General features: G+C 66.2%; 11 protein-coding genes. 7 read left to right on the forward strand and 4 right to left on the reverse strand.

What is annotated here, in order from left to right:
- Positions 1-281 precede the first annotated feature (281 nt).
- Positions 282-3,593, forward strand: a complete 3,312-nt coding sequence (locus ACZ46K_RS16965; RefSeq protein WP_464743746.1) for an AfsR/SARP family transcriptional regulator — start codon at positions 282-284, stop codon at positions 3,591-3,593.
- A 47-nt stretch (positions 3,594-3,640) separates the two neighbouring features.
- On the opposite strand, the gene ACZ46K_RS16970 is transcribed toward ACZ46K_RS16965, so the two are convergent.
- Both ACZ46K_RS16970 and ACZ46K_RS16975 read right to left on the reverse strand, forming a co-directional pair.
- On the reverse strand, positions 3,641-4,471 hold the full coding sequence (locus ACZ46K_RS16970) for an ABC transporter permease (protein ID WP_054806341.1): 831 nt from the start codon (positions 4,469-4,471) through the stop codon (positions 3,641-3,643).
- A complete protein-coding gene (locus tag ACZ46K_RS16975) occupies positions 4,468-5,454 on the reverse strand; it encodes an ATP-binding cassette domain-containing protein (RefSeq protein WP_464743749.1) in 987 nt (328 codons plus the stop codon). The genes ACZ46K_RS16970 and ACZ46K_RS16975 overlap by 4 nt, the downstream gene beginning before the upstream one ends.
- Positions 5,455-5,595: 141 nt before the next feature.
- Between ACZ46K_RS16975 and ACZ46K_RS16980 the strand changes: the two genes are divergently transcribed.
- Both ACZ46K_RS16980 and ACZ46K_RS16985 read left to right on the forward strand, forming a co-directional pair.
- On the forward strand, positions 5,596-6,933 hold the full coding sequence (locus tag ACZ46K_RS16980; protein WP_464743751.1) for a DNA polymerase IV: 1,338 nt from the start codon (positions 5,596-5,598) through the stop codon (positions 6,931-6,933).
- A 141-nt stretch (positions 6,934-7,074) separates the two neighbouring features.
- Positions 7,075-7,572, forward strand: coding sequence for a WKL family lipoprotein (locus ACZ46K_RS16985; protein ID WP_464743753.1), 498 nt, complete (start codon positions 7,075-7,077; stop codon positions 7,570-7,572).
- A 116-nt stretch (positions 7,573-7,688) separates the two neighbouring features.
- Here the strand turns inward: ACZ46K_RS16985 and ACZ46K_RS16990 are convergent, their stop codons facing one another.
- The gene (locus tag ACZ46K_RS16990) at positions 7,689-8,648 is read right to left on the reverse strand and encodes a hypothetical protein (protein WP_464743755.1); all 960 of its coding nucleotides are present in this window, start codon (positions 8,646-8,648) and stop codon (positions 7,689-7,691) included.
- A 65-nt stretch (positions 8,649-8,713) separates the two neighbouring features.
- Here ACZ46K_RS16990 and lspA point away from each other — a divergent pair, with 65 nt between their 5' ends.
- From lspA to dnaE, 4 genes are all read left to right on the forward strand, one after another.
- The gene (gene lspA / locus ACZ46K_RS16995) at positions 8,714-9,370 is read left to right on the forward strand and encodes a signal peptidase II (protein ID WP_054806342.1); all 657 of its coding nucleotides are present in this window, start codon (positions 8,714-8,716) and stop codon (positions 9,368-9,370) included.
- 14 nt (positions 9,371-9,384) lie between these two features.
- The gene (locus tag ACZ46K_RS17000) at positions 9,385-10,293 is read left to right on the forward strand and encodes an RluA family pseudouridine synthase (RefSeq protein WP_464749364.1); all 909 of its coding nucleotides are present in this window, start codon (positions 9,385-9,387) and stop codon (positions 10,291-10,293) included.
- A 3-nt stretch (positions 10,294-10,296) separates the two neighbouring features.
- A complete protein-coding gene (locus ACZ46K_RS17005) occupies positions 10,297-10,935 on the forward strand; it encodes a hypothetical protein (protein ID WP_464743757.1) in 639 nt (212 codons plus the stop codon).
- A gap of 175 nt (positions 10,936-11,110) precedes the next feature.
- Positions 11,111-14,647 carry a DNA polymerase III subunit alpha gene (gene dnaE / locus ACZ46K_RS17010; RefSeq protein WP_464743759.1) on the forward strand — a complete coding sequence of 1,179 codons (3,537 nt, stop codon included), beginning with the start codon at positions 11,111-11,113 and terminating at the stop codon, positions 14,645-14,647.
- Between the two features lie 22 nt (positions 14,648-14,669).
- Here dnaE and ACZ46K_RS17015 read toward each other — a convergent pair whose 3' ends face one another.
- A complete protein-coding gene (locus ACZ46K_RS17015) occupies positions 14,670-14,900 on the reverse strand; it encodes a hypothetical protein (protein ID WP_054810678.1) in 231 nt (76 codons plus the stop codon).
- Positions 14,901-14,930 lie beyond the last annotated feature (30 nt).

A 14,930-nucleotide genomic window follows, 5' to 3' on the forward strand; every position in this document is an offset into this window, starting at 1 on the left:
CCTGCGATCGCGGACCACCGCTGTTCGAGGTCGTTGACCAGCTCCGACGTCGCGGCACATCCAGCCCGTGCGCAGGCGATGGTGGACTCCTTCCGTACCGCTCACCGTGCCTCGATGCTGCATGCGATGGATTCGATGATGCGCGAGCAGCGGCAGTGCGTGGTACCGGCCGCATCTCCCCGCTGCTGCTCGACCCCGATCTACTCACCACGATGATCCAGGAGTTCTGGAGCCGGCCGTGAGATGTCTTCCGTCGGTGGCGGTCGCTAGCATTGGCGACAGTGCACAGCGATTCGAACGACCTCGTCATGGCTACAGCCACCGGTGTCGAGGTGGCCCTGCTCGGTGAGGTGGCTACGCGACGTGGCGGCGACCTGATCCCACTGCCGGGCCTGCGTGCCCGCAGTCTCCTCGCGGCGCTGGCACGTAGGCCCGGTCGCGCGTGCAGTTCCCAGTCGTTGATCGAAGAAGTGTGGGGCGACGAGCCGCCGCGCTCGCCGACGAACGCGTTGCACACCCAGATCTCCCGGCTCCGTGCGGCGCTACCCGAGGGTGTGCTCGAGAAGGGCCCCGCCGGGTATCGACTCGTCCTCGACCGGATGCAGGTGGATCTGACATTGGTGCGGGTGTGCGAGCAACGCGCGCAGCAACAGCGTGCGGACGGAGATCTCTCCGGTGCCGTGGCCACCGCGCGGATGGCGCGGGCCCTGTGGCGCGGCGAGCCGGGTGCGGATCTGGCGATAGGTGACCTCGCACGCGAGATCGCCGATGAGGCCACCGCCCGCGCCGCAGCTCTCGATGCAGTGGAACTCGCCGCGACAGTTGCGATGGGCGAGCTGGAGCAGGCGTTGCCGCTGGCTCGTGCGGCCGCTGTGCGGGCGCCCGTCGACGAACAGGTCCACGGCCAGTTGATGCTGGTGCTTTCTGGCCTCGGGCTCGATAGCGAAGCCCTCGAGGTGTTTGCCGGACTCCGCACCAGACTTGCCGACCGGCTCGGTGCCGATCCCTCCCCCCGGTTGGTCGATCTCAATACGGCGATCCTGAAGGGGGAGTCACCGAGGTTCGCCTCGGCACCGGCGGTCGATGCGGAAACACCCGCGCGGACGCATCGCGCGCTCGAACCGGAACATGGTGCGGCAGCGACGAGTCCGCGTTCCGCCGGACTGCGCGCAGCGCCCAATGCTCTGCTCGGGCGCGAGGCAGATCTGGCCGAAGTCGAGCGCCTGATGACAGATGCGCGCGTGGTCACCGTGCTCGGTCCGGGTGGCACCGGAAAAACCCGTCTCGCGCACGAGATCGGACTTCGGGCGGCACGAGAAATCCCGGTTGCGCTGGTCGAGCTTGCTCCGTTGCGCAGCGGCGCCGACGTGGTCGCCGCGATCAGCTCCGTCCTCGGGATCGGTGAGGTCGAGCTGACTCCCGGGACGGTGTTGACCAGAGCACGGGTACACGACGCGCGTGACAGGTTGCGAGAGGCACTCTCGTCACGTCCGTCGCTGCTGATCGTCGACAACTGCGAACACCTGATCGACGACGTTGCCGAGGTCGTTGCGGACCTGGTCGCAGCCAGTGGGCAGCTGACAGTGCTCGCCACGAGTCGCGCTCCGATGGCGATCACCGCCGAGGCCGTATACCCGCTGTCTCCGCTGGACATCGCGGAGAGCGGGTCACCGGCAACGGAACTGTTCAGTATCCGCGCGAAGGCCGTGCGCCCGTCGGTGCGGCTGGATCCCGCGGAAGTGGCACGGCTCTGCCGCACTCTCGACGGTCTTCCGCTCGCGATCGAACTGGCCGCCGCGAGGGTGCGCACCATGACGGTCGAGGACATCAATGCCCGGCTCACCGACCGGTTCACACTGCTGCGCTCGGGGGACCGCACCTCGCCCCACCGACACCGCACCCTGTATGCGGTCATCGAGTGGAGCTGGAATCTCCTCGAACCCGACCAGCGGGCGGCGCTGCGCCGGTTGTGCAGGTTCCCGGCCGGCTTCACACTCGATGCCGCCGTCACCGTCGCGCAGTGGGGTGAGGTCGCCGATGCGGCATTCGCGGTCGAGGGGCTGGTAGCCCAGTCGATGCTCACCGTCGTCGAGGAACGAGCAGGTCTGCGGTATCTCATGCTCGAAACCGTCCGCGAGTTCGGAGAGGAACAGCTGGCCCGCGGCGACGAAGAGGTTGTCGTCCTCGACCGGACGTTCGACTGGGCGGAACAGTTCTGCCGCGGTGCCGTGCGCAGGTTCCTCGACGGCGACCAGACTGCCGTCTCGCGCGAGGTCGATACCGAGCACGACAACCTGCTCGCCGTGTTGAGACAGGCGCTCAGTGGCGGGCAGGACCGGGTGGCGCTGACGGTGTTCCCGGTCCTCGGCATGCTCTGGACGTTGCGCGGCACGCACTCGGAGGTGCTCGCCTGGTCTCCCCGAATCCTCGACCTCGATCCCCGGGACGCGAGAGCCCGTGCAGTACCGGGAAACCTCCTCGCATTGAGTTACCTGCTCGTCGCCACTGTCCTGTCGTTCAGCGGCATCAGCCGCGAGCTTGCCTTCACCCGAATCCGGCTCCGCGAAATCGTCCGGACCCGAGACGATCTCGATCCCATGATCGGCACCGCCACCGCGCTGCTGGTGCTTCCGGTGTCCGGGCGGGGGGTCGCGCGTGCGCTGGCCGTCGCGGTGCGACATCCCGATCGGGCGTCACGTGGCGCTGCACTGATAGTGCGGGCCAACCTGAGGGAGAACAACGGAGACCTGTACGGCTCCGGAATCGACGGGCGGGCGGCGCTCGAGCTCGCCCTGGCGGCGGGGGAGGAGTGGACGGTGTCGATGGTGAACCAGCACCTCGGCAGCATCGCTGCGCAGTCGGGCCGTTACGAGGAGGCGGTGGCCTACTACCGTGACGGTGCCGAACAGTTGCGGGAACTGCACGCGTACGACGAGTCTGCGGCCCTGCACAGCTATATTGCTGCTGCGCTGGTCGGTCTGGGTCGCGTCGACGAGGCGCGCCGCGAGCTGGATCAGGTCGGCGACCCCGACGACACAACCGTGCATGATCGGAATCAGGGAACGGCAGCACTCTCCGCGAGTCGCGCCGAGGTGGACCTGGCATCCGGTGACATCGACGCCGGACTGTGTGGCTACCGGTCCGCGCTCGCGCTGATGGGATGGCCGGACACAGCCATCGACGACGTTCCCGACCCATTCGGGACGCTGGTCGTGTCGGCGACCATCGGCGCTCATGTGCTCGCCGGTCGCGCAGCCGAAGCACGGGACGTCGTCGACTGGCTCGGAACGAGGATGAGGGAAGACCTCGGTCAGGAGGGTCACCGCGACCTCCCCCAGATCGGGGCAGTGGCGTGCGCGCTCGGCAGTTTCGATGTCGCGACCGGATCCGAGAGTGGATTGCGATTGCTGGCGTTGTCCACGAGAGCAATTCCGCGGCAGGACTTTCCGTCGATGAAGGTGTCGCGGCATCTGGACCGGGCCCGTGTCACGCTCGGCGCCGTGCGCGTCGAAGAGGCACTCGCCGCGGTTGCGGGACTGCCCCGTCATCACGCACGACCGTTGATCCTCGAGGCGCTCGGTGACCGCGGGTAGTGCAGGACCACCGGGGTCCTGCACTACCCGCGGGAGGTTGGCCGGCATCACGCCTTGCGCATGTACGCGCGTACTGCCAGTGGTGCGAACACCGCCACGATGATCGCGGCACCGACCAGCGACCACACCAGGGGCATCCCGACCTGACCGTTGTTCACCAGATCTCGGACGGCCGTCACCAGGTGTGAGACCGGGTTGATGCTCACGAATGTCTGCATCCAGCCCGGCATCGTGTCGGCGGGTACGAATGCGTTGGACATGAATGTCAGCGGGAACAGCACGAGCATCGAGATGCCTTGCACAGCCGACGCCTTGTTCATCAGCACACCCATCAGCGCGAAGATCCAGCTGATCGAAAAGGCGCACACGACGACCAGAAGGCCGGCGGCCACGACACCGATGATGCCCCCTTCCGGTCGGAATCCCATCGCGTACCCCATGGCGAAGGTGATCGTCGTTGCAATCGCGTACCGGACTATGTCCGAGAGCAGGGCGCCCGCCAGGGGCGAGATCCGCGCGATGGGAAGGGATTTGAAGCGGTCGAAGACTCCCTTGTCCATGTCTTCGCGCAGTTGGGTGCCGGTCACGACCGACGCGGTGATCACGGTCTGGACCAGGATGCCCGGAATGATGATCGGAAGATATGACGCGACGTCGCCGGCAATGGCTCCACCGAAGATGTAGGTGAACATCAGCGTGAAGATGACCGGCTGGATCACGACGTCGAACAGCTGCTCGGGATTGTGCTTGACCTTGACGAGTCCGCGATAACCCATCGTCAAGGACTGGGTCACGGTGTCGCGCAGTCCGACGTGGCGCGCGGTGGGGAGCGGACGGGGTGTGATGCCGGGTCGTTCGGTGGCAAGAGTCGTGGTCATGCTGCGCTCGATTCGTTCTCTGAGGTGGCCACCGGATCGGCGCCGTGCCCGGTGATGGTCAGGAACACTTCGTCCAGACTGGGTTTGCTTACCGTGATCTCGTCGACGACGATGCCGTTGTCGCGCAAACGGATCAGCAACTCGGGGGTGATCGAGGTGTCGGTCAGTGGCGCGGTGAGCCGGGCGGCCTCGGGGCTGACGGCGACCTCGACCCCCAGTGCTTCGGCGAGGAGCGAGCGGGTCGCTTCGACGTCTGCGCGGTCGACCAGGGACAGGTGCAGCGACGAAATTCCGACCGACGCCTTCAACTCGTCGGCGGTGCCGTCGGCGATCACGCGGCCGTGATCGATCACCGCGATCCGATCGGCGAGCTGGTCTGCCTCGTCCAGGTACTGCGTGGTCAGGAGCACCGTGGAACCTTCGGCGACGAGCCGGCGGATCGTGTCCCACATCTGAGCGCGGGTACGCGGGTCGAGCCCGGTGGTCGGCTCGTCGAGGAACAGCAGCGGCGGCTGCGAGATGAGGCTGGCGGCCAGGTCGAGGCGACGGCGCATACCGCCGGAGAAGTACTTCAGTGATTTGCTCGCGGCGTCCTCGAGCGCGAACTCCTCGAGCAGCTCTCGGGTCTTCCGCCGGGAGTCCGTGCGGCTCAAACCCAGCAGGCGCGCGAAGATCATCAGGTTCTCGGTCGCGGTCAAATCCTCGTCGACCGACGCGTACTGCCCGGTGACGCCGACCAGTGAACGTACAGCCGTCGGTTCCGCGACGACGTCGTGGCCGAAAACGCGGGCGCTACCGGCGTCCGGTCGCAGCAATGTGGCGAGCATACGGATGGTCGTGGTCTTGCCCGCGCCGTTGGGGCCGAGCACCCCGTAGACGGAGCCGGTCGGGACAGTGAGGCTGACGCCGTCGACGGCAGTGAATGCGCCGAAGCGTTTGACCAGCCCGTCGGCCTCGATGGCAGGGGGAGTCGAATGATTCATGTGTGGTGCCCTTCGGATCGTGGTTGCTGATGCCACTGTTCGTGCACCCGATTGCATGGCCCTTGCGCGACCCTTGCATCGTCCTTGCGTGTACGAACGCCCGGGAGCGAGTGTGTCGGCGTGTCCCTCTAACCTGGGATGATGACCACCGCCGCGAACCGGCGCTGGGTCCTTCACCTGGACCTCGACGCGTTCTTCGCGTCCGCCGAGCAGCTCACCCGGCCGACCCTTCGGGGTCGGCCGGTGTTGGTCGGCGGCCTCGGTGCGCGTGGGGTCGTTGCGGGTGCGAGTTACGAGGCTCGAAAATACGGTGCGCGGTCGGCGATGCCGATGAGCCGCGCACGACGGCTGGTCGGCGCGGGCGGGGTGGTTCTTCCGCCGCGCGGCATCGTGTATCGAGAGCTGAGCATCGCGGTGTTCGAGACACTCCGGTCCCGAGTACCTGTCCTCGAGACGCTCTCGCTCGACGAGGCGTTCGCGGAACCGGCCGAACTGACCGGTGCCTCCGCAGAGGAAGCCGACCGATTCTGTACGGAGTTGCGAGCGGAAGTCCTGGAGAAGACAGGACTCGTCGCCTCCGTCGGTGCGGGCTCGGGGAAACAGATTGCGAAGATCGGGTCGGGGCTGGCCAAACCGGACGGTCTGCTGGTCGTGCGGCCGGAGGAAGAACTCACACTGCTGCACGGCCTGCCCGTGCGCAGCCTGTGGGGCATCGGACCGGTAGCCGAGGAACGGCTACGCAAGCTGGGCATAGACACCATCGGTCACCTTGCGGCACTGCCCGTCGCCGAGGCCGCCTCCATCCTCGGCACCACCACAGGCCCAGGCCTACACCGGCTCGCCAACGGCCTCGACGACCGCCCCGTGGTCGAACGCGCCGAGGCCAAACAGGTCAGTGCCGAAACTACTTATCAGACCGACATCGTGGCCTTGCCGCACCTGCGTCGCGCAGTGATCACCAGCGCGACTTCTGCGCACGAGCGGTTACGCAAGGACGGACGTGCCGCGCGGACGATCGTCCTCAAATTGCGCAAGTCCGACATGTCGATTCTCACCCGGTCGACGACGTTGCCGTACGCCACCGAGGACGTGCAGGTTCTCACGGCTGCGGCGCAGCGTCTCGCTCTGGACCCTCTCGAGATCGGGCCTATCAGACTCGTCGGCGTCGGTTTCGCGGGGTTGTCGGCCATTGCGCAGGATTCGCTCTTCCCGGAACTCGATGTGCTCGAACCGGAGTCGTCGCGAGCTGATCCGGTCGACGACGGTTCATCCGAGCCGGCGCAGATGTCGGATCGGCGGTGGCGGCCCGGAACCGACGTCCTGCACCCGAATTTCGGGCACGGCTGGGTCCAAGGGGCCGGCCACGGTGTCGTCACGGTGAGGTTCGAGACGAGGTCCACCGGCCCGGGGCCTGCACGGACGCTGGACGAGTCGGATCCTCTGCTCGAACAGGCCGATCCACTCTCGAGTCTGAACTGACACGCGTTCCAGCGGCCTTGTGGTTCTCTCACTACCGCCGGGTACTCTTGCGGACGACCCGCCTGTCGCGGTGGACCCATCCGTTGCTGGATGACCGAGCACGAACGTCGTGTTCGTTCGAGAACGAGAAGGACGAGAATTTTGAAGCTTCGCAAGATCACCGTCGCCACGGTGGCGCTCGCCGCCGCCCTCACGATGACTGCCTGCAGCTCGGACGACGGAGGCTCGACCGAGACGACCGCGGCAACCTCGACGGCAGCCACGACGTCGGAGGCCGCCGCGTCGGATTACCCGCCGGTGCCCACCGTCGAGGAACTGCAGACCATGCTCGACCAGGCCTTCGACGGAAGCATCCCGGCCGAGGAGAAGCAGAACCTGGTGCAGGGTGCGGAGCTCGACCCGACCCTGATCGATCAGGTTGCGGCAGCCGCACAGCAGGCCGGTGCCACGGTCACCATCATCGACATCAACGACAACGAGGACGGCACCGCGACCGCCGGCATCGAGACCGCCATCGGCGATCAGGTCTCCACGGGCACCGTCATGTTCGTTGCCGAGGACGGCTACTGGAAGCTGTCGCAGGACAACGCGTGCGCGATCGTGTCGCTGGCGGCTCTGCAGACGCCTGCGTGCCCGTAATTCCCTGAGCACGAACTCTCTTCGTGAGAGGGAGACGGTGGCCGACGCGGAGATCCGCGTCGGCCACTGTTGTCTCGAAAGCCACGTGCGTCTCGAAACCACGTGGCCGTGCCGGCTCAGTTCTCGGGAGAGTGCCAGCCGACCCGGTCCACCTGGGACTGTGACAGTCGGGTCGCTCCGTTCGGGTCGAGATAGGTCTGATCGCCACTCACCGTGAAGTCACCCTGAATGGGCAGTGGCTTGCTCGGGTCGATCGTCAGCGTTCCGTCGCCGGCCATCGTGTACTGCTCCACGGACAGCTGTCCCTGCCCGTTGGGCAGCATCCAGGTCGACTCCTGCGGAATCTGCTCGACACGGATGTCCACTCGAACGCGGTCGTCGTCGCGGGAGACGAGAGTGGCCGTGCCGACCTGATCGATCGTGATTCCCGCGCTCATCACCTGCTGGTGGCTCTCCCAGACCGCGCCCACGCCGATTGCTTCGTCGGGGAACGCCACCATCCGGTAGACCGCTTGGTAGAAGGCTTGTTCGAGCGCTGAGCGCGCCACATTGGGTACCGCGGTCCCGGGTTCGAGTCGCAGTGCACTGACTGAGCCGTTGGGGCCCATCGTCAGCCCGGCCCCGGAGCCTCTGACCTCGGTGAGGGATGTCTCGAGATGCGGGTCGGGGGTACTGACATCGCCGAGGACCAGATCGACCACGGTGCCGGGTGCTCCATCGGCCACCGACTCCGTGACCGTGGCCGACAGCGGTGTCGTCAGTTCAGGTGTGGAGAAGTCCTGTGCCGGCTGATCACCGATCTGCTGGTGCACTTCGGATCGAGTGGTCAGGATCACGTTCTGTTCGGTTCCGGTCGCGGGCAACAATCGCACCGCTTCGCGGGGTTCGGCTCCCGCGTCGAGAACTGTCGCGGTCACAGCGGACACGGGGACCGTCACCTCGGTCGAGGACGCGGCGGTGACGGCGGGTGTGCCGTCAGGGGTATCACCGCCGCATCCCGTGACGAGCGCGGTGAGTGACAGGACGGCGGCAAAGGCACACGGCCTCGTATAAGCGAATCTCGACAGCACAGGCACCTCACCAGGGTAGCCACGACGGGCGCGGTGGCCGCTTCCTCGGCTGTGTAGGGGATGATGGCGGAGTGAGTGACGAAGCTTCCCGGCCCGATCCTGCGTTCGGTACGCCGGAACCGCCCGCGCACGATCCCCCGGTGAAAGCGCCGGCGGGACCGGGGCGGCTGCGCAATCTGCTCGTCGTGGCGTGCGTGATCTACGTGGCCGATCTGCTCACGAAGATCGCAGCGGTTCACTACATCGACCCGTACGACCCGGTCTCGATCATCGGCGACACCGTGACGTTGACGCTGATCCGCAATCCCGGCGCCGCGTTCTCGATGGCGACAGGCATGACCTGGCTGCTCACGCTGGTGGCAATCGGTGTCGTCATCGGCGTGATCAAGATCGGCCGTACTCTGCGCTCGATCTGGTGGGCACTGGGACTGGGGCTCGTGCTCGGCGGTGCGCTCGGAAATCTCACCGATCGGCTGTTCCGCTCACCCGGGCCGCTGCAGGGACATGTCGTCGACTTCGTCTCGGTCGGGTGGTGGCCCGTATTCAACGTTGCCGATTCGGCGATCGTCTGCGGCGCGATCCTGCTCGTGGCGTTGACCGTGTTCGGCATCGACCCGGACGGAAGCCGTGCGAACTCGGGGGGCGCAGCGAAATCGGGAGACGCTGCGGACTCGGGGAACACAGGGGATACCGATTCGGGAACCAACAGAAAGGAAGAACGTCAGTGAGGGAAACCCGGGCGATGCCCGTACCGGACGGGCTCGATGCCATGCGTGTCGATGCCGGACTGGCCCGTCTGCTCGGATTGTCCCGGACCGTGGCGGCTGCGCTCACCGAGGAAGGCTCCGTCATCATGGACGGTGCGCCGATGGGCAAATCGGATCGGCTCTCGGCGGGATCGTGGCTCGAAGTGGTCCTGCCCGAGCCTCCCAGGCCGTTGACCATCGAGGCGAAGCCCGTCGAAGGCATGGAGATTCTCTACTCCGACGACGACATCGTCGCTGTCGACAAACCGGTCGGCGTTGCCGCACATGCGAGCGTCGGCTGGACGGGGCCGACGGTCATCGGTGGTCTGGCCGCTGCGGGCTTCCGCATCTCGACGTCGGGTGCCCACGAACGGCAGGGCATCGTGCACCGGCTCGACGTCGGCACCTCGGGCGTCATGGTCGTCGCGACCTCGGAGCGGGCGTACACCGTGCTCAAACGGGCGTTCAAGCAGCGCACTATCGACAAGCGCTACCACGCACTCGTGCAGGGCCATCCGGATCCGAGCAGCGGTACCATCGATGCTCCGATCGGCAGGCATCGCGGCAGCGACTGGAAGTTCACGGTCACGGCGGACGGCAAGCCCAGCATCACGCACTACGACACCGTCGAGGCGTTCCAGGCGGCGAGTCTGCTCGACATCCACCTCGAGACCGGCCGAACCCATCAGATCCGCGTACACTTCTCCGCTCTGCGGCACCCGTGCTGCGGCGACCTGACCTACGGCGCCGACCCGCGCCTGGCGGCTCGCCTCGGGCTGGAACGTCAGTGGTTGCACGCCCGCTCGCTCGGGTTCGCACACCCGACCCGTGGAAATTGGGTCGAGATCACCAGCAAGTACCCGGCCGATCTCGAGAACGCCCTCGACGTGTTGCGCAACGCCTGAGTCATGGCTCGGATCCTCCCGTGGTTGGCGACGGCCGCGTTGGTGCTCGCGGTGATCCTCGCCGGTGTGTTCAATCCGGTCCGTCCAGCGTCGGTGAGTACCGACGCGCTCGGCCCCGACAACGGCGAACAGGTATCCGACTATCTCGGCCGAGCCGAGTCGAGCGTGGCCGGGCTCGGGCCGGAGCCGAGTTGGGCGCTCGTGTCGTTCGCCGAACCGACGGATGTCGAAGCGGTCGCCGCGTTGCCCGGTGACGTGCGCGTGGCCCAGGTTCTGTTCCGGGTACCGATGGACCGGGTACAGACCCCGCTCGTCACCGTCGCAGTGTCGGCGCACCCGGAGGCGCTGCGGCGCGCTCCGCACGTGGCGGCAGGGCGACTGCGCGGGGCCTCGGCGGGAAGTGTTCGCGCGGCTCGGATCGCCGCGGTCTCCGCCGATCGTCTCGCGGCCGGCTGTGCCTGCGTTGTGGGGGCGGTCGTACGGGGTGCCGGCGACCGAGTGCGAGAGACGGCCGCCGGCCCCGGAGTCCGGGCGGTGGAAGCATTGCCACCGGACGCGGTGGCCGGGAGGTTCTCGGTGAGGCCGCTGTTGCCCGAACACGTCGACACGGTGGCGCCCGGCCCCGACGACGGCGAGCCGTAGGGACCGACGGTTGTCCACCACACCACTCTGGTGACCGCGGCCTTCGGGCTGCCGCGACGAGCGACGAGTAGCGCGCATCACCGGTGTGCGGTCGGACACCGGTGTGCCTGTCGGATCACGTCGCAGGGAGCGCCTAGACTCGTCGGTGCCCACAGACTTTCCGGGAGAGGCACGCGTGGCTGACTCGTTCGTTCATCTGCACAATCACACCGAGTACTCGATGCTCGACGGAGCCGCCAAGCTCGGTCCGCTCTTCGACGAGGCGCAACGGCTCGAGATGACGGCGGTCGGCATGACCGACCACGGAAACATGTACGGCGCCAGCGAGTTCTACAACCTCGCGACGAAGGCCGGGATCAAGCCGATCATCGGGATCGAGGCGTACGTCGCACCGGAATCGAGATTCAACACCAAGCGTGTGAAGTGGGGCGATCCCAGCCAGAAGTCCGACGATGTGTCGGGTTCCGGTGCCTACACGCACATGACGATGGTCGCCGAGAACGCCACCGGGTTGCGGAACTTGTTCAAACTGTCCTCGCTCGCGTCCATCGAGGGGCAACTCGGCAAGTGGGCCCGCATGGACGAGGAGCTCATCGCCACGCACCACGAGGGGATCATCGCCACCACCGGATGCCCGTCAGGTGAGATCCAGACGCGTCTGCGTCTCGGCCACGACCGTGAAGCGCTCGAGGCTGCCGCGAAGTGGCAGGAGATCTGGGGCAAGGACAACTTCTTCCTCGAACTGATGGACCACGGTCTGTCCATCGAACGCCGGGTGCGCGAAGGTCTTCTCGACATCGGCAACAAACTCGGGATTCCGCCGCTGGCCACCAACGACTGCCACTACGTCACCAAGGATGCCGCGGAGAACCACGAGGCGCTGCTGTGCATCCAGACCGGCAAAACCCTGTCGGATCCCACCCGCTTCAAGTTCGACGGCGACGGCTACTACCTCAAGTCTGCGCAGCAGATGCGCGAGTTGTGGGACAACGAGGTACCCGACGCGTGCGACAACACCGTGCTGATCGGCGAGCGCGTGCAGTCCTACAAGGAAGTGTGGGAACACCACGACCGGATGCCGATCTTCCCCGTGCCGGAGGGAGAGACACAGGGGAGTTGGCTGCACAAGGAAGTGATGCGCGGCCTCGATCGACGGTTCCCCGACCGCGTGCCCGACGAATACCTGCGCCGCGCCGCGTACGAGATCGACGTCATCAACGAGATGGGCTTTCCCGCCTACTTCCTCGTCGTCGGCGACCTCATCAACCACGCGCGTGACGTCGGAATCCGAGTGGGCCCGGGGCGTGGCTCCGCGGCAGGCTCCCTCGTGGCATATGCGATGGGCATCACCAACATCGACCCGATCCCGCACGGACTGCTGTTCGAGCGGTTTCTCAACCCCGAGCGCGTGTCGATGCCGGATATCGATATCGACTTCGACGACCGTCGTCGCGGTGAGATGGTCCGCTATGCCTCCGAGAAGTGGGGCACCGACAAGGTCGCGCAGGTCATCACATTCGGCACCATCAAGACCAAGGCCGCCATCAAGGACTCCGCGCGCGTGCAGTTCGGGCAGCCGGGCTTCGCGATCGCCGACCAGATCACCAAGGCCCTGCCGCCACCGATCATGGCCAAGGACATCTCGGTGTCGGGCATCACCGACCCGAATCACGAGCGGTACAAGGAAGCGGCCGAGGTCCGGGCGCTGATCGACTCGAACCCCGATGTGAAGAAGATCTACGACACCGCGCTCGGGCTCGAAGGCCTGATCCGCAATGCGGGTGTGCATGCGTGCGCGGTGATCATGTCGTCCGAACCGCTCATGGACGCGATTCCGCTGTGGAAGCGCGCGCAGGACGGCGCGATCATCACCGGCTGGGACTATCCCTCGTGCGAGGCCATCGGCCTGCTCAAGATGGACTTCCTGGGTCTGCGAAACCTCACGGTCATCGGCGACGCCATCGACAACATCAAGGACAACCGGGGGGTCGAACTCGATCTCGACACCTTGCCCCTCGACGACCCGGCGACATACGAGTTACTCGCGCGCGGCGACACCCTCGGTGTGTTCCAGCTCGACGGCAGCGCGATGCGCGATCTGCTGCGCCGCATGCAGCCGACGGGATTCGAGGACATCGTCGCGGTGCTGGCGCTCTACCGACCCGGCCCGATGGGCATGAACGCGCACAACGACTACGCCGACCGCAAGAACGGGCGGCAAGAGGTCAAACCGATCCACCCGGAGCTCGAAGAACCGCTCAAGGAGATCCTCAAGGACACCTTCGGTCTGATCGTCTACCAGGAGCAGATCATGCAGATCGCTCAGAAGGTGGCCGGCTACTCCCTCGGTCAGGCCGACATCCTCCGCCGCGCCATGGGTAAGAAGAAGCTGTCGGTGCTCGAGGAAGCGTATGCGGGGTTCCGGGAGGGCATGCTCGCGAACGAGTTCTCCGAACCCGCGATCAAGGCTCTGTGGGACACGATCCTCCCGTTCGCCGGCTACGCGTTCAACAAGTCGCACGCCGCAGGTTACGGCCTCGTGTCGTTCTGGACGGCGTATCTCAAGGCGAACTATCCGGGCGAGTACATGGCCGGGCTGCTCACGTCCGTCGGTGACGACAAGGACAAGGCCGCGGTGTACCTGTCCGACTGCCGCAAGATGGGTATCACGGTGTTGCCCCCCGACGTCAACGAGTCGCACACCAACTTCACGTCGGTGGGCGAGGACATCCGGTTCGGTCTCGGCGCCGTGCGTAACGTCGGAACCAACGTCGTGGCGTCGATCGTCAAGGGTCGCGAGGAGAAGGGCCGGTACGTCGACTTCTCCGACTACCTGGGAAAGATCGATACGGTCGCGTGCACCAAGAAGGTCACCGAGTCGTTGATCAAGGCGGGTGGATTCGACTCGCTGAAGCACCCCCGCAAGGGACTCCTGCTCGTGCACGCCGACGCGATCGATGCGGTGATGAGCACGAAGAAGGCCGAGGCCATAGGGCAGTTCGACCTGTTCGGTGGCGCCGACGCAGATGAATCGGTCGCGTCGGTGTTCAACGTCCGGATCCCCGACGAGGAGTGGGACAGTAAACACCTGCTCGCTCTCGAACGAGAAATGCTCGGGCTGTATGTCTCCGGCCATCCACTCAACGGTGTCGAGCACGTGCTCGCTGCCCAGTCGGACACTCAGATCCCGACGATCCTCGAAGGTGGACTGAAGGACGGCAGCCAGGTGACGGTGGGCGGCATTCTTGCCTCCGTGAACCGCCGTATCAACAAGAACGGTCTCGCGTGGGCGTCGGCGCAGCTCGAAGACCTCACCGGTGGTATCGAAGTCCTGTTCTTCCCTCAGTCCTACGCGGTCTACGGCATGGACGTCGTCGAGGACTCGGTGGTGCTCGTCAAGGCGCGCGTGTCGATCCGTGACGACCGGATATCGCTGATTGCCAACGACCTCGCGGTGCCGGATCTGTCCCAGGTGGGTGTCGCCAAACCGGTGTCGGTGGCGATGCCGACCCGGCTGTGCACTCCGGACAAGGTCGGCGCACTCAAGAACGTGCTGACCAGGCATCCCGGCACCGCGGACGTACACGTACGGCTGATCACGGGCAGCAAGATGACTCTGCTCAAGCTCGACGACAGTCTGCGTGTCGAGCCGTCGTCTGCATTGATGGGTGACCTGAAGGCTCTGCTCGGCCCGGGCTGTCTGGCGACCTGAGGTCGCGAGTGGACGACCGACCCTACGGGGAGGTGCGCCGGTAGTACGCCAGGCGCACCCACCACGTGACGGTGGTGGCCGCGGCTGCGGCGAGCACTGCTGTCTGCGCGGTTCCGGTGAGGACGAACAGGACCACGAGCAGCAGGACACCGACTGCGAGTGCCTCGAGCTTGTAGAGCGGCCATTCGGTGCCGGCAATGTCGACACCGGCCAGGTCGGTGGTCCTGCGGGTCTGCAGGTCGAGGGTCGTCATCGTGAGGCACCTCCGGTCGAGAAAGTCTGC

It is taken from the genome of Rhodococcus sp. JCM 9793, from assembly GCF_055380405.1.

Coding starts and splice junctions, on each gene's coding strand:
- ACZ46K_RS16970 (WP_054806341.1), bottom strand. CDS start 4,471: ATGACCACGACTCTTGCCACCGAACGACCCGGCATCACACCCCGTCCG.
- ACZ46K_RS16975 (WP_464743749.1), bottom strand. CDS start 5,454: ATGAATCATTCGACTCCCCCTGCCATCGAGGCCGACGGGCTGGTCAAA.
- ACZ46K_RS16980 (WP_464743751.1), top strand. CDS start 5,596: ATGACCACCGCCGCGAACCGGCGCTGGGTCCTTCACCTGGACCTCGAC.
- ACZ46K_RS17000 (WP_464749364.1), top strand. CDS start 9,385: ATGCCCGTACCGGACGGGCTCGATGCCATGCGTGTCGATGCCGGACTG.
- ACZ46K_RS17005 (WP_464743757.1), top strand. CDS start 10,297: ATGGCTCGGATCCTCCCGTGGTTGGCGACGGCCGCGTTGGTGCTCGCG.
- ACZ46K_RS17015 (WP_054810678.1), bottom strand. CDS start 14,900: ATGACGACCCTCGACCTGCAGACCCGCAGGACCACCGACCTGGCCGGT.